The 18314-nt window shown below is 63.4% G+C and carries 13 protein-coding genes and 2 pseudogenes; 11 read left to right on the top strand and 4 right to left on the bottom strand.

Annotated elements, in window-relative coordinates; translation table 11 throughout:
• Positions 1-192 precede the first annotated feature (192 nt).
• From X757_RS159735 to X757_RS159765, 9 genes and pseudogenes are all read left to right on the top strand, one after another.
• Positions 193-1119, top strand: a complete 927-nt coding sequence (locus tag X757_RS159735; RefSeq protein WP_023668279.1) for a D-alanine--D-alanine ligase — start codon at positions 193-195, stop codon at positions 1117-1119.
• Positions 1107-2048, top strand: a complete 942-nt coding sequence (locus X757_RS159740; RefSeq protein ID WP_023725356.1) for a cell division protein FtsQ/DivIB — start codon at positions 1107-1109, stop codon at positions 2046-2048. The genes X757_RS159735 and X757_RS159740 overlap by 13 nt, the downstream gene beginning before the upstream one ends.
• Complete coding sequence (ftsA, locus tag X757_RS159745) at positions 2045-3352, top strand: cell division protein FtsA (RefSeq protein WP_023688034.1); 1308 nt, start codon at positions 2045-2047, stop codon at positions 3350-3352. Before X757_RS159740 ends, ftsA begins: the two co-directional genes overlap by 4 nt.
• 66 nt (positions 3353-3418) lie before the next feature.
• Positions 3419-5077: a cell division protein FtsZ gene (gene ftsZ, locus X757_RS159750; protein ID WP_023712437.1), complete on the top strand. Its 1659-nt coding sequence runs from the start codon at positions 3419-3421 to the stop codon at positions 5075-5077.
• Between the two features lie 271 nt (positions 5078-5348).
• Positions 5349-6285 (top strand): annotated as a pseudogene (gene lpxC / locus X757_RS01000000164535) (UDP-3-O-acyl-N-acetylglucosamine deacetylase).
• Between the two features lie 262 nt (positions 6286-6547).
• Positions 6548-7417, top strand: coding sequence for an outer membrane protein assembly factor BamD (locus X757_RS159755; protein WP_023668284.1), 870 nt, complete (start codon positions 6548-6550; stop codon positions 7415-7417).
• Between the two features lie 218 nt (positions 7418-7635).
• Positions 7636-9309, top strand: coding sequence for a DNA repair protein RecN (gene recN, locus X757_RS159760; protein ID WP_023725355.1), 1674 nt, complete (start codon positions 7636-7638; stop codon positions 9307-9309).
• 111 nt (positions 9310-9420) lie between these two features.
• Positions 9421-11578, top strand: a pseudogene (gene ligA, locus X757_RS01000000164530) (NAD-dependent DNA ligase LigA).
• Positions 11578-12270: a DUF2461 domain-containing protein gene (locus X757_RS159765; RefSeq protein WP_023712440.1), complete on the top strand. Its 693-nt coding sequence runs from the start codon at positions 11578-11580 to the stop codon at positions 12268-12270. Before ligA ends, X757_RS159765 begins: the two are co-directional and overlap by 1 nt.
• 22 nt (positions 12271-12292) lie before the next feature.
• On the opposite strand, the gene X757_RS159770 is transcribed toward X757_RS159765, so the two are convergent.
• Positions 12293-13051: an SDR family NAD(P)-dependent oxidoreductase gene (locus X757_RS159770; protein WP_023725354.1), complete on the bottom strand. Its 759-nt coding sequence runs from the start codon at positions 13049-13051 to the stop codon at positions 12293-12295.
• Between the two features lie 597 nt (positions 13052-13648).
• Here X757_RS159770 and X757_RS159775 point away from each other — a divergent pair.
• Positions 13649-14377: an AzlC family ABC transporter permease gene (locus tag X757_RS159775; RefSeq protein WP_023725353.1), complete on the top strand. Its 729-nt coding sequence runs from the start codon at positions 13649-13651 to the stop codon at positions 14375-14377.
• The gene (locus X757_RS159780; protein WP_023725352.1) at positions 14374-14670 is read left to right on the top strand and encodes an AzlD family protein; all 297 of its coding nucleotides are present in this window, start codon (positions 14374-14376) and stop codon (positions 14668-14670) included. The genes X757_RS159775 and X757_RS159780 overlap by 4 nt, the downstream gene beginning before the upstream one ends.
• A 99-nt stretch (positions 14671-14769) precedes the next feature.
• On the opposite strand, the gene X757_RS159785 is transcribed toward X757_RS159780, so the two are convergent.
• The 3 genes from X757_RS159785 to X757_RS159795 form a co-directional block, all read right to left on the bottom strand.
• The gene (locus X757_RS159785; RefSeq protein WP_023725351.1) at positions 14770-16614 is read right to left on the bottom strand and encodes an aminopeptidase P family protein; all 1845 of its coding nucleotides are present in this window, start codon (positions 16612-16614) and stop codon (positions 14770-14772) included.
• 105 nt (positions 16615-16719) lie between these two features.
• Positions 16720-17592 carry a 50S ribosomal protein L11 methyltransferase gene (locus tag X757_RS159790; RefSeq protein WP_023682125.1) on the bottom strand — a complete coding sequence of 291 codons (873 nt, stop codon included), beginning with the start codon at positions 17590-17592 and terminating at the stop codon, positions 16720-16722.
• A gap of 82 nt (positions 17593-17674) precedes the next feature.
• A complete protein-coding gene (locus X757_RS159795) occupies positions 17675-18250 on the bottom strand; it encodes an SCO family protein (RefSeq protein WP_023682124.1) in 576 nt (191 codons plus the stop codon).
• Positions 18251-18314: the final 64 nt, after the last annotated feature.

Below are 18314 nucleotides of genomic sequence, written 5' to 3'. Positions count from 1 at the left end.
GAATCTGTCGGAATCATAAGCACTTGCCAGCGAATCAACTCTCTGATTCTCTGCCTTAAAGCGTTTCCTGATTTGAGTCGTTCGACGCGTCGACCGCGTTTTCCGTCTGGGGGGCAACCTGCCGGGAGACTCGGACTCAATCTGATCGCTGAATGCGTGGTTGCGGGCCCGCCGTGAGAGGGATGACGGGATATGAAGAACAAGCATGTGGCTGTCCTCCTGGGCGGATTCTCGTCCGAGCGGCCCGTGTCTCTGTCTTCGGGAAAGGCGTGTGCGGATGCGCTTGAGAATGAAGGCTACCAGGTTACCCGCGTCGATGTTGCGCGCGATGTCGGCGCCGTGCTCACCGAACTCAAGCCCGATGTCGTCTTCAACGCACTGCACGGCCCGTTCGGTGAAGACGGCACCATCCAGGGCATCCTCGAATATCTGGCCATTCCCTACACCCATTCGGGCGTGCTCGCCTCGGCGCTCGCCATGAACAAGGAGCAAGCCAAGAAGGTCGCCAAGGCTGCCGGCATCGCGGTGGCGGAATCGAAGGTTGCCAGCCGCTTTGCCATCCAGAACAAGCATCCGATGAAGCCGCCCTACGTGGTCAAGCCGGTCAATGAAGGCTCAAGCTTCGGCGTCGTCATCGTGCATGAAGGGCAGTCGCATCCGCCGCAGGTCATCGGCTCGTCCGAATGGAAATATGGCGAGACCGTCATGGTCGAGCGCTACATCCATGGGCGCGAGCTGACCTGCGCTGTCATGGGCGACGTGGCGCTCGGCGTCTGCGAGATCATTCCGACCGGCCATTCCTTCTACGACTATGATTCAAAATACGTCGCCGGCGGATCAAAACACGAAATCCCTGCTAAAATTTCATCAAATATTTACCAAAAAATACAGACACTGGCGCTCAAGGCACATCTGGCTATCGGCTGCCGGGGCGTTTCCCGATCGGACTTCCGCTATGACGACCGTCACTCCGAAAACGGCGAGATTGTCTGGCTCGAGATCAACACTCAGCCGGGCATGACGCCGACGTCTTTGGTGCCTGAAATCGCCGCCCAGGCCGGGCACTCGTTTGGCGAATTGTTGAGTTGGATGGTGGAGGACGCTTCGTGTCTGCGTTGAAATGGGGACAGGACAAGGGCAGGGGCGGCGCCGGGCCGGCGCTGTTCGGCATGCCGTTGTCGTTCGACCATTTCGTGCTGCCGCGCGTGCTGCGCCGGCCGGTGCGCGTGCTGGCGCGCCTGGGCGGCGGCGACTTCGTCGCGCCGCGCTTTTCCGCGGCCATCCTGTCGGCTTCGCTCATTGCATCAAGCAGCCTCTATGGCGCCATTCTCGGCGGTCATGCCGACGACATCGTCCAGAGCATCACCGCCCGGACCGGCTTTGCCGTCGACCAGATCAAGGTGGTCGGCAACCGCCAGACTTCGGAGATCGACATACTGGACCGGCTCGAGCTCGACGGCTGGACGTCACTGATCGGCTTCGATGCCGAGGCCGCGCGTGAACGTATTGATACCTTGCCCTGGGTCGAAGTGGCGGCGGTGCGCAAGGTCTATCCACATACGCTGGAAGTGCGTGTCGAGGAGCGCGAGCCCTTCGCGCTCTGGCAGCAGGGCGCGGAGCTTTCGGTCATCGAACGCTCCGGCGCGGTGATCGCGCCGTTCTCCGGCGGCAAGCAGGCGCTGCTGCCGCTGATCATCGGCACCGGCGCACCGGCCAAGGCGCCCGACTTCGTGGCCAAGATCAAGAAATTTCCCGAGCTCGCGGCTCGGGTCAAAGGCTATATCCGCATCGGCGAACGGCGTTGGGACCTGAAGCTGGAAAACGGCATCACGATCAAGCTGCCCGAGGATGGCGAGGATCAGGCGATTGCCGACCTGGTTCGGATGGACCACGACAACGGGCTTCTGACGCGGGACATCGCCGCCGTCGACATGCGCATCTCCGATCGCCTGGTGGTGCAGCTGACGCCGGAAGCGGCGACGCAGCGCCAGGCCGCGCTCAATGAAAAGCCGCAAAATCTGAAGCGCAAGTCGGGGACGAAGATATGAGCTGGCTTGGCGGCAACAGCGATGCCTCTTCGCGGCGTTCCGGCACGCTCACCGTGCTGGATGTCGGCTCGAGCAAGGTTTGCTGCGTGGTGGCGAAACTGAAGCCGCGCGAGGACGGCAAGCTGTTGCGCGGCCGCTCGCACCGCATCCAGGTAATCGGCATCGGCCACCAGAAATCGCAAGGCGTGAAGTCGGGCGTGGTCGTCGATCTCGACCGTGCGGAGCACGCCATTCGCCTGTCCGTCGACGCCGCCGAACGCATGGCGGGACTGACGGTGGATTCGCTGATCGTCAACATGACGGCGGGCCGGCTGAAGAGCGAAACCTATTCGGCCACGATCAATCTCGGTGGCCATCAGGCCGACGAAGCCGACATCAAGCGCGTGCTTGCCGCCGGCGCCAAGCAGGCGCTCAAGGCCGAACGCGACGTGATCCATTCGCTGCCCGTCGGCTTTTCGCTGGACGCCGAGCGCGGCGTGCGCGATCCGCGCGGCATGGTCGGCGACCAGCTCGGCGTCGATATGCATGTGCTGACGGGCGATGCCGCGCCGCTGCGCAATCTGGAGCTCTGCATCAACCGCTCGCATCTTTCGGTCGAGCGCATGGTGGCGACGCCCTATGCCAGCGGGCTTGCGGCCCTGGTCGACGACGAACTGGAAATGGGTGCGGCCTGCATCGACATGGGCGGCGGCACGACGACCATCTCGGTGTTTTCGGAAGGCAAATTCGTCCACGCCGATGCCATTGCCATCGGCGGCAATCATGTGACGCTCGATATGGCCAAGGGCCTGTCGACCTCGCTCGACGCCGCGGAGCGGCTGAAGGTGATGCATGGTTCGGCGCTGCCTGGCAGTGCCGACGATCGCGACCTGGTCTCGATCCAGCCGATCGGCGAAGACGGCGAGATGCCGCTGCAGATCCCGCGCTCGGTGATGACGCGCGTCATCCGCGCCCGCATCGACGAGACGCTGGAACTGTTGCGCGACCGGCTGAACAAGTCGGGCTACGGCAATGCCGTGGGAAAACGCGTCGTGCTGACCGGCGGCGCCAGCCAGCTTGCGGGTCTCCCCGAGGCGGCGCGCCGCATTCTGGGACGCAATGTGCGCATCGGACGCCCGCTCGGCGTGGCGGGCCTGCCGGAAGCTGCCAAGGGGCCGGCTTTCTCGACGGCGGTCGGGCTGCTGATCTATCCGCAGATGGCGAGCTTCGAGAGCCATCCGGCGAAAGGAATTTCCGGCCTCAGGATGACCGGGACGGGCGGAAAACTGCATCGCATGAGTCAGTGGTTGAGAGACAGTTTCTAATTGACGGGGACAGCCCCATAGGCGGCCGCGGCGGCGAAGCGGCGGGAAAGGCAAAGGACGGAGACAATGACGATCAATCTGCAAAAGCCGGACATCACCGAGCTCAAGCCGCGGATCACCGTATTCGGTGTCGGCGGCGGCGGCGGCAATGCCGTCAACAACATGATCACCGCGGGCTTGCGCGGTGTCGAGTTCGTCGTGGCCAACACCGATGCACAGGCGCTGACCATGTCGAAGGCCGAGCGGCTGATCCAGCTCGGCGCGCATGTCACCGAGGGGCTCGGCGCCGGCTCGCAGCCTGAAGTGGGCCGTGCGGCGGCGGAAGAGTGCATCGATGAGATCATCGATCATCTCTCCAACACCCATATGTGCTTCGTCACCGCCGGTATGGGTGGCGGCACCGGAACCGGTGCGGCTCCCGTGGTTGCCCGCGCGGCGCGCGAACGGGGTATCCTCACCGTCGGCGTCGTCACCAAGCCGTTCCATTTCGAAGGCCAGCGCCGCATGAAGACGGCGGATCTCGGCATCGAGGAGCTGCAGAAATGTGTCGATACCCTGATCGTCATCCCCAACCAGAACCTGTTCCGGCTGGCCAATGACAAGACCACCTTTGCCGACGCCTTCGCCATGGCCGACCAGGTGCTCTACTCCGGTGTTGCCTGCATCACCGACCTGATGGTCAAGGAAGGTCTGATCAATCTCGACTTCGCCGACGTGCGTTCGGTGATGCGCGAAATGGGCAAGGCGATGATGGGCACCGGCGAAGCTTCGGGCGAGGGCCGCGCGATGGCCGCCGCCGAGGCGGCGATCGCCAATCCGTTGCTCGACGAGACCTCGATGAGGGGCGCCAAGGGCCTGCTGATCTCGATCACCGGCGGCCGCGACCTAACCCTGTTCGAAGTCGACGAGGCCGCGACCCGCATCCGCGAGGAAGTCGATCAGGACGCCAACATCATCCTCGGCGCCACCTTCGACGAGGAACTCGAAGGCGTCATCCGCGTCTCGGTGGTCGCCACCGGCATCGACAAATCGGCAGCTGAAATTGCCGCGGCGCCGATCTCGATCCGGGCCGTGCCGCCGCAGCAGAAGCCGGTCAGCCGCCCAGCGGCTCCGGGGGCGGAAGGCCGTCCGGCACCGGTCCAGCAGCAGACCTATGAGCAGCGCGCGGCCGATCCGGTGGCCGAGGCGATCCAACTTGCCGAGGCCAATGCGGCGGCAATGGCTCGTCCGACGCCGATGGCCCAGGCGGAAGATTTCCGCCCGCAGAGCAAGATCTTCCAGGCCCCGCCTGCCCAGCCGCAGCCTGTCGTGCAGCAGGTGATGCAACCGGCGCCGATGCGGGAAATGCCGCAGCCGGTGGCTGCCGCACCGCAGCGCATGCCGCGGGTGGAGGATTTTCCGCCGGTGGTGCGGGCCGAGGTGGAAGCCAAGGGCCGTCCGGCCGACCATGAAAACAGCGGGCCGATGGGGCTGCTCAAGCGGCTGACCAACGGACTGACGCGCCGCGAAGAAGAGCCGGCCCGGTTGCAGCCGGCACAGCCGCGCGAACCGAAACTGCGCCAGGCGGCGCCGGAAATGCGCCGCCTTGCCAGCCAGGATCCGCAGCTTTACGCGCCGCGCCGCGGCCAGCTCGACGATCAGGGCCGGTTGACGCCGCAGACCAGGTCGACCCAGGAAGACGACCAGCTGGAGATACCGGCTTTCCTGCGCCGCCAGGCCAACTGAGCCGTTAACGGTATGTAACACTTGTTAACAGGCAGACGAGAGGTTGTCTGCCTGTTAACGTTTAAAGGGGTTTAATAACAAGGCGTTACGATGTGACGCTCAAGGTCTGTCGCGGTTACACAGAGTAAGAAACCGTGATTTGGAGTCTCCCTGACAGACCATTATCTTTGCCGCAGCACTTTCGGTGTGCTGGGATTCGGGGAAGTGGCCCTGCCTGCCGATAAAAAAGAGCCGCGCCTTTTGGGTTAAAGCGGACTTAGGCGTTTGGGCTATGGGGTTTGTCTTGCAAGACTATCAGACGACACTGAAATCGCGTGCAACGCTGACCGGTACCGGCGTTCACAGCGGCAAACCGGTCACCGTCAATTTCCTCCCTGCGGACGCCGACACCGGCGTGCTCTTCCACCTTTCGAACGGAAGCGAGAGCCGCGAGTTCCGCGCGCTGGTTGCTGAAGTCGGCGCGACCGATCTCTGCACCATGCTCGGCGATCCGGCAGGCGAGCATATCGCCACCGTCGAACATCTGATGGCGACGCTTTTCGGGCTCGGCATNCATCGAGATCGACGGTCATGAGGTACCGATACTCGATGGCAGTGCGGTGGCGTTCGTGGAAGCCATCGACCAAGCCGGCATCGAGACGCTGGCGGTCAAGCGCCGCTACATCAGGGTGGTCAAGCCCGTCCGCATCGAGAATGGCGCGTCCTGGGCCGAGTTCAGGCCCTATAGCGGCACGCGCTTCGAGGTCGAGATCGATTTCGAAAGCCCGGCGATCGGCCGCCAGCTATTCGCCTCCGACATCAACCCCGACATCTTTCGCCAGGATATCGCGCGCGCCCGCACCTTCGGCTTCATGAAGGATGTCGAGCGGCTGTGGGCGGCCGGCTATGCGCTGGGCTCCTCGCTGGAGAACTCGCTGGTGATCGGCGACGACAACCGGGTGATCAACATGGGCGGCCTGCGCTACCCCAACGAGTTCGCTCGCCACAAGACGATGGACGCGATGGGCGATCTGGCGCTGGCCGGCGCCCGTTTCATCGGTTGTTTCCGCTCCTATCGCGGCGGTCACCGGATGAATGCGGCTGCTTTGCGGCGGCTTCTGTCCGACCGTTCGGCCTTCGAGGTCGTCGAGACCACGCGCCGCGAGCGCGGCCGCACCGCCGAGATGAGCGCCGTCACCGGCCCTGTCTTTGCACCTTGGGTGATCTGATTCTTAACGTATTTCTGGCTTTCTGAACGCTGGCCGGTGTTGCACGGATGCATCACCGGCCGTGAAAGTGCATAGCTTTCCGGGCAACACCAAGCCGCCACAAAAATGTGCGATTGGCTAGACATAGCGTTGCTGGGCAAGGCAGTTATGGTTTATGGCTGCTGCCGTCTGTTAGGCGCATGTCGCTCAAAAGTGGGGATCAGTTTTGAGGGAACGCCATGCGAAAGGCATTGAACTAACGCCGAAAGGGCGCAATCCAATCATGTTCTTCAAGCGAGTTGGTCAATCGAAAGCGCCGTATCGGGCTGTTTTCCTGGCGCTTTCGGTGGTTGTGCCATCGCTGTTCCTCTCGGCCTGCATGTCGTCCGAGAAAGACGTCGACCTGTCGACCTATGTCGACCAGACCGAACCGGCCGACGTCCTTTACAATCAAGGCCTTGCCAATCTCAATGCCGGCCGCCTGGATGAGGCGAGCAAGAAGTTCGACGCCGTCGACCGCCAGCACCCCTATTCGGAATTCGCCCGCAAGTCGATGGTGATGGGCGCCTTCGCCGACTACCGCGCCGGCCGTTATGACGAAGCGATCGGCTCGGCAAAGCGCTATCTGACGCTTTATCCGTCGACCGACGACGCGGCTTACGCCCAGTATATTATCGGGCTGAGCTACTACAAGCAGATCAAGGACGTCACCCAGGATCAGAAGGAAGCACGCCAGACCGTGCAGACGATGCAGGATCTGGTGACGCGCTGGCCGACGTCGGAATATGTCGACGACGCCAAGGAAAAGATCCGTTTCGCCAACGACCAGCTGGCCGGCAAAGAGATGCAGATCGGCCGCTATTATCTCGAGCGGCGCGAATACATTGCTGCCGTCAAGCGCTTCCGCAACGTTGTCGAGAACTATTCCAACACCCGCCATGTCGAAGAGGCGCTGGCGCGTCTGGCCGAAAGCTACTACGCGATGGGCTTGACCTCGGAAGCGCAAACCGCCGCTGCTGTGCTCGGCACCAATTATCCCGACAGCCAATGGTACAAGGATACCTACAAGCTGTTGCAGAGCAACGGGCTTGAGCCGCGCGAGAATGCCGGATCGTGGATATCCAAGGCCGGCAAGCTGATCACCGGCGCCTGACGCCCGAGCATCGACTGAGGCGGAACGCGCTTTTCGGATTGATCCGACGCTCAAACAAAAAGATAGTGCGGCGCTGCGACTCCATCGGTCGCATGCCGCTTCACAGCGGTTCAGTGGTTTGATTGAGGCGCTGAACCGTCCTAACTTTATGTTCTACGCAATTCAGGACGGAAAACCGCTACGCACTTTTCCTGGAATTGCTTGAGGTCCGGGTTCTGATGCTTTCCAGACTGTCGATCCGCGATATCGTCCTGATCGAGAAGCTGGATATCGACTTCCAGCCCGGCCTTTCCGTGCTGACCGGTGAAACCGGCGCCGGCAAATCCATCCTGCTCGACGCGCTGTCGCTGGCGCTTGGCGCGCGCGGCGACGCCTCGCTGGTGCGCCACGGTGCTGCCCAGGGCCAGGTAATTGCCGTCTTCGATGTGCAGCGCAACCACCCGGTGCGCGCGCTGCTGGCCGAAAACGCCATCGAGGATGACGGCGACATCATCCTGCGCCGGCTGCAGACCGCGGATGGCCGCACCCGTGTCTTCGTCAACGACCAGCCGTCCAGCGTCACCCTGATGCGCGACATCGGCCACGCGCTGGTCGAGATCCACGGCCAACATGACGAGCGCGCTCTGGTCGATCCCGGCGCCCATCGCGAATTGCTGGACAGTTTTGGCGGCCATCTGGGCGCTGCCCGCGCGACCGGCGAGGCTTGGCGCTATTGGCGCGACGCCGAGCAGGAGTTTGCCAGGCACCGCGCCAAGGTCGAGGCAGCGGCGCGCGAGGCCGATTATCTCAGGGCCTCGGTGGCGGAACTGGCAAAGCTCGATCCGCAGCCCGGCGAAGAGACGCAACTGGCCGAATTGCGCGCCACGATGATGCGGGCCGAAAAGATCGCCTCGGAAATACACGATGCGCAGGATGTGCTGTCAGGCCCGTCCTCGCCACTGCCGCAACTGGCCAGTTTGCTCAGGCGCCTGCAGCGCAAGGCCAGCGAAGCGCCGGGCCTGCTCGAGGATGTGGTGAAGTCGCTGGATGAGGCGATGCTGTCGCTGGATGCCGCGCAATCGGGCGTCGAGGCGGCATTGCGCGCCACCGAATACGACCCGCAGCGGCTGGAGAAGGCGGAGGAGCGGCTGTTTTCGCTGCGTGCGGCCTCACGCAAGCACAGTGTGGCCGTCGACGATCTGGCGCAACTGCGCGACACCATGTCCGCCGATCTCGCCGATCTCGATGCCGGCGAGGGGCGCCTGCATCTCTTGGAAAAGCAGGCCTCAGCGGCGCGCGAAGCCTACGATATTTCCGCAGCCCAGCTCTCCGCGCTTCGCCACGCCGCGGCGGTCGGTCTGACCAAGGCTGTGATGGCCGAACTGCCGGCGCTGAAGCTGGAACGGGCTGAGTTCATCGTCGAACTGGCCAGCGATGGCGAGAACCGCATGGAAGAAGGCATCGACCAGGTCGAGTTCTGGGTGCGCACCAATCCCGGCACCAGGCCTGGGCCGATGATGAAGGTCGCCTCCGGCGGCGAGCTGTCGCGCTTCCTGCTGGCGCTCAAGGTGGCGCTGGCCGACCGTGGCTCGGCGCCGACATTGGTCTTCGACGAGATCGACACCGGGGTCGGCGGCGCCGTGGCCGATGCGATCGGCCAAAGGCTGGCCAGGCTGTCGAAGCGCGTGCAGGTGCTGTCGGTCACGCATGCTCCGCAAGTGGCGGCACGTGCTGCGACGCATTTCCTGATCTCCAAATCCGGCGGCTCGGACAAGGTCGCCACCGGCATCGCCGAAATGGACCGGGCGGCGCGCCAGGAAGAGATCGCGCGCATGTTGGCCGGCGCTACCATCACCGACGAGGCGCGCGCAGCCGCGGAACGGCTGCTGCGCGAGAATATTGCTGCAGCGTAGTCGTCGCAAGGCTTTCGGACTGAGTCAAGATATGGCCCCATCCCGCTGTTCAGGAATGCTTTTTCCGAAATCCTGATTTATGGTGTCGCGCCACTGTCCAGGGACCGCTGCATGTCTGAAAAACCAGTCGAATCGTTGAGCGAAAGCGAAGCCGCGGATGAGCTCCAGCGGCTGGCCGAGGAGATCGCCGGTCATGACAGGCGCTATCATGCCGAGGACGCGCCGACGATTACGGACGCGGAATATGACGCGTTGCGGCGGCGCAACCTTGCCATCGAGGAGCGGTTTCCCGGTCTGGTGCGCGAGGATTCGCCCTCGCTGCGGGTCGGCGCCGCGCCGGCGGAAGGCTTTGCCAAGGTGCGCCATGCGGTGCCGATGCTCAGCCTCGCCAAGGCCTACACAGACGAGGACGTCACCGATTTCATCGAGCGTGGCCGGCGCTTCTTCGACCGCGACAAGGACCTCGACATCGCGTTTACGGCCGAGCCGAAGATCGACGGCCTGTCGGCGTCGCTGCGCTATGAACGCGGTGTGTTCGTGCAGGGTGCTACGCGCGGCGACGGCACTGTCGGCGAGGACATCNTCGGGCTGGCCCGAGACCATCGAGATCCGCGGCGAAGTCTACATGACCTATGCGGAATTCGAGGCACTGAAGGCCCGCTCGGCGGCGGTGGGGGGCCAGGACTATGTCAATCCGCGCAACACGGCAGCGGGCTCCTTGCGACAGAAGGATGCGTCCGTCACCGCCAGCCGCAATCTTAAATTTTTTGCCTATGCCTGGGGCTACACGACAGCGGATCCGGCGCCGACCCAATACGATTCGGTGCAGAAATTCGCCGAATGGGGGTTCAAGGTCAGCCCGCTGATGGTGCGGGCGAAGTCTGTCGAGGAGCTGATCGCGCACTACCACAAGATCGAGGAGCTGCGTTCGTCGCTCGGCTACGACATCGACGGTGTCGTCTACAAGGTCGACCAGCTGGAATTGCAGCGTCGCTGGGGCTTTGTCACCGGCGAGCCGCGCTGGGCGGTTGCGCATAAATTCCCGGCCGAACAGGCGATGACGACGGTGCAGAAGATCGACATCCAGGTCGGCCGTACCGGTACGCTGGCGCCGGTGGCGCGGCTGGCGCCGGTCACGGTCGGCGGCGTGGTGGTCGAAAACGTCACGCTGCACAATGAGGACTACATCAAGGGTTTTGACAGCAACGGCCTGCCGATTCGCGACGGCATCGATGTCCGCATCGGTGACACGGTTGTCATACAACGGGCGGGCGATGTCATTCCGCAGATCGTCAGCGTGGTCGTCGACAAGCGGCCGGCTGATGCGGTGCCTTACGAATTCCCGCACATTTGTCCGGTCTGCGGCTCGCCGGCGACGCGCGAAATCAACGAAAAGACCGGCAAGGAGGATTCCCGCCGGCGCTGCACCGGCGAGCTGATCTGCGCCGCGCAGGCCGTGGAGCGGCTGCGTCATTTCGTGTCGCGCGGCGCGCTCGACATCGAGGGGCTGGGCGCCGAGAATATCGACCTGTTCTTCAATTCGGGACTGGTCAAGACCGCCGCCGATATCTTCACCCTCAGGGATCGCCGCCCAGCCGTCACCAGGGCGCTGGCCGAGCGGCGCGAGGAGCAGGCCAGGCTGCGCGAGGCGGCATCGGGCAAGGCGCGCAAGAATGTGCGCGGTGTCGAGGACCGCAATTATGAAGGCCTCGACAAGCTGTTCGCGGCCATCGATTCGCGCCGCCAGCCGGAGCTCGACCGCTTCATCTTCGCACTCGGCATCCGCCATATCGGCGAAACGACGGCGGCCGTGCTTGCCCGGACGTTTTCGACCATCGAGGAGCTGATCCGCGTCGGCAAGGAAACGGCGGCGGCTGAGGATCCGCACAGCGTCTTCCCCTCCATCAACGGCATTGGCGACACGGTGATCGACGCGTTGCGCGATTTCTTCGGCAATGAACGCAATGACGATGTGCTCGACAGACTGCTCGAACAGGTCAAGCCGAAGCCGTATGTCGTCACCGTCTCGGCCGACAGCGAGGTTGCCGGCAAGACCATCGTCTTCACCGGCACGCTGGAAAAGATGACACGCTCCGAAGCCAAGGCGATGGCCGAACGGCTCGGCGCCAAGGTGGCGGGTTCGGTGTCGGCGAAGACCGATCTGCTGGTGGCCGGGCCGGGCGCCGGCTCCAAACTGAAGCAGGCCAGTGAACTCGGCGTCGAAGTCATCGACGAGGACACCTGGCTGCGACGGGTCGGCAAGGCGTGATGGCCGGTTCGTTCAAAGGGTTCGGGCAAAAAGCCATCCCGTTCCTCAAGGCGCTCGACTTCCACCAGAGCCGCGAATGGTTCCAGGAAAACCGCGCGCTTTACGACAGCGAGTTGCATGAGCCGTTCTGCGATCTGGTCGAGACGCTGACCGAGCGCTTCGCGGCGGCGGGTCTGGGCTTGCGCGGAGACCGCAAGAAGTCACTGTTTCGCATCAACCGCGACGTGCGCTTCGCCAAGGACAAGCGGCCCTACAACCAGCATTTGTCGGCCATGCTATCGCCGGATGGCACCAAGATGGAGCAGGGCGTGTTCTTCGTCTATGTCGGGATCGACCGCTGCTTTGCCGATGTCGCCTGGTGGAATCCGGAGCCGTCCCTGCTGCTGGCGATGCGCAAGGCGATCGTCGCCCGGCCGGCCGAGTTCCGAAAACTGCTCTCAACGCTGAAGAAAAACGGCTTCGAACTTGAAACCGAGGGCCGCATGAAGCGCACGCCGCGTGGCTTCGAGCAGGTCAACGAACCCGATCTTGTCGACGCCATCCGCAACCGGCACTTCTATGTCCAGCACATGATCGATCCGGCTGGAATTCACGCGCCGACGCTGGTCGACGAGCTTGTCGATTTCGCCTTGCGCGCCAAGCCGCTGCTCGACTGGGGCAGGGCGATCCAGGGCACGGCACCGCGGAGCTAAATCAGCCCGGCGCACTGCACGGCTACATCCGCATCAAAAGACCACCGTCGACTGCCAGTTCGATGCCGGTGATGTAGCTTGCCGCATCGGAAAGCAGGAATAGCGCGGCATTGGCCATGTCCTGCGGCGTGCCGATGCGGCCGAGCGGCGCATAATTGGCAACGGCCGCGCGTTTCTCCTCGGTGTCCCAGCGCGCCTGCAGCGGCGTCAACGCCATGCCCGGGCAGATGGAGTTGGAGCGGATGCGGTCACCGGCAAGCTGCATGGCGAGCGACTTCGACAGTGCACAGACGCCGGCCTTGGAGGCCTGGTAGGCATCCTGCGGGGTCGGGTCGCCGCGATACCACTGGATGGTGGAGAAGTGCACCATGGCGCCGCCGCGTCCGCCGACCCGCATCTGCGGAACCACCGCCCGCGCGGTGTGGACGAAGGACTTCAGATTGATGTTGAAGACCTCATCCCAGACATCGAGGTCCATCTCGAGGGCCGACTTGTCGCGGCCAAACCAGAGCACGCCTGCGACATTGGCGAGATAATCGATGCCGCCGCGCTTGCGGCCCGCGGCATTGATGGTCTGCTCGACAAAGGCGGCCTCGGTGAGGTCGCCCTGGGCAAAGGTGAGCCGGTCGTCATAGGCGGCAAGCGACGCCGGACGCGGCTTGACGTCGATGGCGGTGACCGAGGCGCCGGCCTCGAGCAGCGCCAGCGAGATCGCCTCGCCCATGCCGCCACCGGCGCCGGTGACGACTGCGTGCCTGCCGGTGAAATCATAAGCGATCATCCGAACCCCTCTGTGCTTCTTTCTGCTCGCCACCTTCATGACTCGCTTCCAGACGCCAGGCAAGGAAAGCGCACGTCTCGCACATCACCGACTTCGAATGGCGGCGTTATTTCGTCAGCTGAGGTGAGTAAAGCCAATGCCATCTTTGGCCTAAATAAGCCAAGCGATCACAGTTAGTGAGCGTTACAGAGCCGATAGATGATGATACAGAGTAGGGAAAGGTGTCGTAAAAAAAGACTGTAGGCTTGGGCGGCCAAAGGCGGGGGCTACTGATTTGAAAAAGGGAAACGAAATTACCCTTTCTGGTGTTAGCGATTCGGATGCCGAATTGTCCGGCGATCTCGCGATCCACATCCCTCGCAAAGAAACTTTTCGAGTTAGTCAAAACAAGACCCCACTTTATTTCATGCGTGACGTAATTATAGCTATCGTTGTCGCGCTTTTTGCGAATTACATTTTCCTAAGATATTCGGAATATCTCCATTAGCTAATGTACGGTTGGCGGCGATCATTTCCGCTGATCATTTGGCTCAAGCGAATTGGTGTGACAGCCCGCCGGCTCTCACCTACATACCGCGCTTCGTGAAGGAGCGGTCTATGGCGGTGGAAGCAATTTCCGAAAAAAGTGCGAAGAGCGAGTTCTGGGACGGCGTGCGGCTGTCGATGCCAGTGGTCGTTGCGGCGGCGCCGTTTGGGTTGCTGTTCGGCGCCATCGCCGTCGACAACGGCTTTTCCGTTCTCGAAGCTTTTTTGATGAGCGCGCTGATCTTCGGCGGCGCCAGCCAGATGGTCGGCATCGAATTGTTCGGTCAGCATGTCGCGCCATGGCTGATCGTGCTGTCAATCTTCGCGGTAAACTTCCGTCACGTGCTTTACTCCGCCAGCATCGGTCGGCGCATCGCGCATTGGCCGGTCATCCAGCAGGGGCTGGGCTATTTCGTGCTCACCGATCCGCAGTTCGCGGTGGCCGAGCGCAGGGCCGAAGCCGGCGAGTCCGTTGGATTTGCGTGGTACATGGGCCTTGGCCTGCCGGTCTATGTGTTCTGGGGGATTGAAAGCGCGCTGGGCGCGGTGTTCGGCAAGCTGATCCCGGACACGCATGCGCTGGGCATCGATTTCCTGCTGCCGATCTATTTCCTTGGCCTGGTCATGGGCTTTCGCAAGCGGCCGCTGTGGCTGCCGGTGGTGATTGCCAGTGCCGCTGCCTCGATCATTGCCTACAAGACGGTGGGATCGCCGTGGCACGTCTCCATCGGCGCCGTTGCGGGCGTGCTTCTGGCCGTCATCCTGCCGCCGCACCATAGCGGTGTGGAGGCAAAACGATGAGCGCCACCTTGTGGATCATCATTGCCAGCGCGATCGCCACCTATCTCACCCGCGTCGGCGGCCATCTGGTGATCTCGCGCTTCGACCACATCCATCCACGCGTCGATGCCGGCTTGAACGCCGTGCCGGCGGCGGTGCTGACGACGCTGGTGGCGCCCGCCGCACTCAGCGCCGGACCGGCGGAATGGGCGGCACTGGTCGTCGCCGCTGTGGTCTCGCTGCGCGCCGGCCTGATGGCGATGTTTCTGGCCGGGGCGGTGGTGCTGATCCTCGCGCGGCAGTTTGTGGCATAGGGCGCCTGCCGGCAGATCAGTTTCGAACGGTCGGCGCCGCCCCTCATTGCCCTGCCGGGCATTTCTCCCCGTATAGTGACGGGGAGAAAGAAGCTCATTTCAGATCTTGGCGTCGTGCGGCAGCGGCGCTGTTGCCTTCTCCAGCCAGGCCAGCGTCTCGCCGTCGAGCATCGGGCCGATCTCGGCCAGCACCCAGGCATGGTAAGTATCCAGCCAGTGCAACTCCTCGCGCGTCAGCAGGTCGGTGCGGATCAGCCTGATATCGATCGGCGCCAGTGTCAGCGTCTCGAAACCGTGCATGGCGATGTCGCCGCCCTCCACCTGTTCAGCCGGTGTCACCAGGATCAGGTTCTCGATGCGGATGCCGTAGGAGCCTTCCTTGTAATAGCCGGGCTCGTTGGAGAGCATCATGCCGGCCAGCAGCTTTTCGGTGCCGGTGCGGGCGATGCGCTGCGGCCCTTCATGCACGGCCAGATACGAGCCGACACCATGGCCGGTGCCATGGGCAAAGTCGCAGCCATGCTTCCACAGCGCCATGCGCGCCACCGCGTCGATTTCCGAGCCGCGCGTGCCGGCGGGAAAGCGCAGCGTCGAAATGCCGATCATGCCCTTCAGCACCAGCGTAAAGCGCTCGCGCATCTCCTCGGTCGGCTGGCCGATCGGCACCGTGCGGGTGATGTCGGTGGTGCCGTCCTGATACTGGGCGCCGGAATCGAGCAGGAACAGCTCGCCGTTTGCCAGCTCGCGGTTGGTGGCGCGCGAGACGCGGTAGTGCATGATGGCGCCGTTCGGACCGCTGCCGGAAATGGTGTCGAAGGAGACATCGCGCAGCGGCATCTGCGTTTCCTCGCCGGTCTGCCGGCGCACCTCCTCCAGCTTGGTGACAACGGTTATTTCGTCGAGCGTGCCCGGCTTCTGCCGTTCCAGCCAGCACAGCAGTTTCGCCACCGCCGCCCCGTCTCGGCGGTGCGCGGCGCGGCTGCCGGCGATTTCCGCCTGGTTCTTGGTGGCGCGCGGAATGCGGGCGGGATCGGCCGCTGAAACAAATGCGCCGCCATTGTCCTCGACCAGCATTCTCAGCTTCTCCGCCGCCAGCACCGGGTCGAGCGCGATCTTGGCGCCGCCCTTGGCAAGGGTAACGACCGCCGCCTCGAATTCGCCGGGCTCGTGCAGATCGGCGAGTTGGGTGAGATAGGCGGCGACCGTGCGCGAAAACTTGCGCTGGTCCATGAACAGCTGGTGCTTGCCGTCGGCGGCAGGGATCGCGAAGCCGAGCGCCAGCGGCGTGTGCGGCACGTCACCGCCACGGATGTTGAAGGCCCAGGCGATCGAGGAGGGGTCGGTGAGCACGGCGTGCGTCGCGCCCTCCTTGCCGATTGCCGCCACCAGCCGCGCCAGCTTGTCCTTCGCCAGTTCCCCGGCAAAGCCGATCGGGTGGATTTCGACCGGCGCCACGGGCGGCGCCGGCTGATCCTTCCAGATGATGTCGATCGGGTTCCTGTCGAGCGGCACCAGCGTCGCGCCGGATTGCTCGGCCGAGTTTTTCAGCGCCTTGACCTCAGCGATTGTGTGCAGCCACGGGTCGAAGCCAAGCCTGGCGCCCTTGCCGAGATTGTCCTTGATCCAGGAGGCCGGCGGGTTGTCGACGAGACTCTCGATCGCAAAAATGTCGAGATCGACCTCGTGGCGCACTTGCAAGGTATAGCGGCCATCGACGAACATGAAGGCGCGGTCACGCTGCACAAGTGCTACGCCGGCCGAGCCGCTGAAGCCAGTCAACCATTTCAGCCGCGCCGAGCGATCGGCGACATATTCGCCCTGGTGCTCGTCGGCGCGCGGCACCAGGAAACCGTCGAGGCCATTATCCGCCAGCCATCGCCGCAGCAACGTCACGCGCGGCTTGCCGACGCTGGGGTCGCCTGCGGAATCGAAGGTCTGGAACATGGTATGCCTCCTGTATCGGGCGCGACCGTAGCGCATGACCCGGAAAACCGGAATCGATTTTCGCCAATCGCAACAGGCTCGGATTGGTCCAAAGCGCGTTGCGTCTCAGTGCTTCAGGTGGATCGTCACCCAGCCTTCGCGATGCAAGGTCCTGACATGCCGGAAATTCTGGCCGACATAGGCCGAGATCACCGCATTGCATTGGCGCTCGAGGATGCCGGACAGCACGATCGAGCCGCCGAGGCTGATGTGCCTGGCCATCTCAGGCGCCAGCCGCATCAGCGGCCGCGCCAATATGTTGGCGACGATGAGGTCGAAAGGCGCGCGCTTGCCGAAGATCGGGTGGTGGAAGCCGGGCGCCGTCACCGTTTCGACCAGTGCCTTGACGTGGTTGAGGCGGGCGTTGGCGGCGGCGACCCTGACGGCGATCGGATCGATGTCGGTCGCCAGCACCGGAATATGCGCCAGTTTGGCGACGGCGATCGCCAGCACCGCGCTGCCGGTGCCGAGGTCGAGGGCATTCCTGGGACGTTCGCGGCGCACGACCCGTTCCAGCATTTCGAGGCAGCCGGCAGTGGTCCCGTGATGGCCGGTGCCGAAGGCAAGGCCGGCCTCGATCTCGATGGCGAGTTCGCCGCTGTGGCGCTTCCGGCGGTCATGCGCGCCATGGACGAAGAAACGTCCGGCGCGCACCGGTTTCAGTCCCTCCAGCGAGCGCGCCACCCAGTCGATGTCGGGCAGAACCTCGCGCTCGATCGGCTTCGACAGGGACAGTCCGGCAAGGCTGTCCCTTAGCCGCGCCTCAACCGCGTCGACATTGCCGTCGGTGTAGAGCGAAACCTCGTAGATGTCGCGGTCTTCATCGACTTCGAGCACGGCGATCGGCAGGCCTTCATCCTCGAAAGCTGGCTCGAGCGCGGCAAAGATGCGGTCGGCCTCGATCTTCCCAGCGATGAAGTGGAGCCTGGTCTGACCCATCAGCTGTTCTCTTGCTTGAGCATGATCTCTGGACAACACTTTTCTGTCCGAGAAAACCGGATTCCACATTTCGGGATCATGCCTAGCCTGCCGCCAGCCGCTTCAGCTTGGCGATCGCGGTATCGGCGCTTTCGCCATAGGCTATGGTGCCCGAAAACTCGCCCTTGGCGTTGAGCAGCAGCGCGGAGGCGGTGTGGTCCATCGTGTAATCGCCGTCGCCGGTGTCGACCTTCTTCCAGTAGATGTTGAAGGACTTCGCCATGGCGTGCACCTTGTCGGGATCGCCCGATATGCCGACGATGCGGTCGGAGAAATTGCTGACGTAAGTGTTCATCACCGGCGGCGTGTCGCGCTCTGGATCGACGGTAACGAAGTAGGCGTTGAGGTTCTTGCCGTCGTCGCCCAGCGCCTTCAGCCAGCCGGCCATTTCGAACAAAGTGGTCGGGCAGACTTCCGGGCAATGGGTGAAGCCGAAGAAGACGATGCTGGGTTTTCCCCTGAAGGCGGCTTCGGTGATTGGCGCGCCTTTCTGGTCGACCAGCGTGAATGGCGCACCATACGGCTCGCCACCATAATGGCCGCGATAGAAGTCAAAGGTGAGCCAGCCGATGCCCGCCGCCATCAGAACCAGAATGCCGACCAGAATTGAACGCATCATCAGGAAGTGTCCGTCGCAGAAATCGAGCGCCGGATCGGCGCTCCTGTTGGCGAGCAGTCTTAGC

The sequence above is a fragment of the Mesorhizobium sp. LSHC412B00 genome, from assembly GCF_000503035.1.
In the GTDB taxonomy this organism is placed as follows: domain Bacteria; phylum Pseudomonadota; class Alphaproteobacteria; order Rhizobiales; family Rhizobiaceae; genus Mesorhizobium.
Note: the sequence above shows the minus strand (reverse complement) of the source record. Positions and strands in the feature narration are given on the sequence as shown.

Bases quoted from the DNA above. Each gene is read 5' to 3' on its own strand.
- X757_RS159775 (WP_023725353.1), top strand. From the start codon at position 13,649: ATGGCGGTGGAAGCAATTTCCGAAAAAAGTGCGAAGAGCGAGTTCTGG.
- X757_RS159790 (WP_023682125.1), bottom strand. From the start codon at position 17,592: ATGGGTCAGACCAGGCTCCACTTCATCGCTGGGAAGATCGAGGCCGAC.
- X757_RS159770 (WP_023725354.1), bottom strand. From the start codon at position 13,051: ATGATCGCTTATGATTTCACCGGCAGGCACGCAGTCGTCACCGGCGCC.
- recN (WP_023725355.1), top strand. From the start codon at position 7,636: ATGCTTTCCAGACTGTCGATCCGCGATATCGTCCTGATCGAGAAGCTG.
- X757_RS159755 (WP_023668284.1), top strand. From the start codon at position 6,548: ATGTTCTTCAAGCGAGTTGGTCAATCGAAAGCGCCGTATCGGGCTGTT.
- ftsZ (WP_023712437.1), top strand. From the start codon at position 3,419: ATGACGATCAATCTGCAAAAGCCGGACATCACCGAGCTCAAGCCGCGG.
- X757_RS159765 (WP_023712440.1), top strand. From the start codon at position 11,578: ATGGCCGGTTCGTTCAAAGGGTTCGGGCAAAAAGCCATCCCGTTCCTC.
- X757_RS159785 (WP_023725351.1), bottom strand. From the start codon at position 16,614: ATGTTCCAGACCTTCGATTCCGCAGGCGACCCCAGCGTCGGCAAGCCG.
- X757_RS159735 (WP_023668279.1), top strand. From the start codon at position 193: ATGAAGAACAAGCATGTGGCTGTCCTCCTGGGCGGATTCTCGTCCGAG.
- ftsA (WP_023688034.1), top strand. From the start codon at position 2,045: ATGAGCTGGCTTGGCGGCAACAGCGATGCCTCTTCGCGGCGTTCCGGC.
- X757_RS159795 (WP_023682124.1), bottom strand. From the start codon at position 18,250: ATGATGCGTTCAATTCTGGTCGGCATTCTGGTTCTGATGGCGGCGGGC.
- X757_RS159780 (WP_023725352.1), top strand. From the start codon at position 14,374: ATGAGCGCCACCTTGTGGATCATCATTGCCAGCGCGATCGCCACCTAT.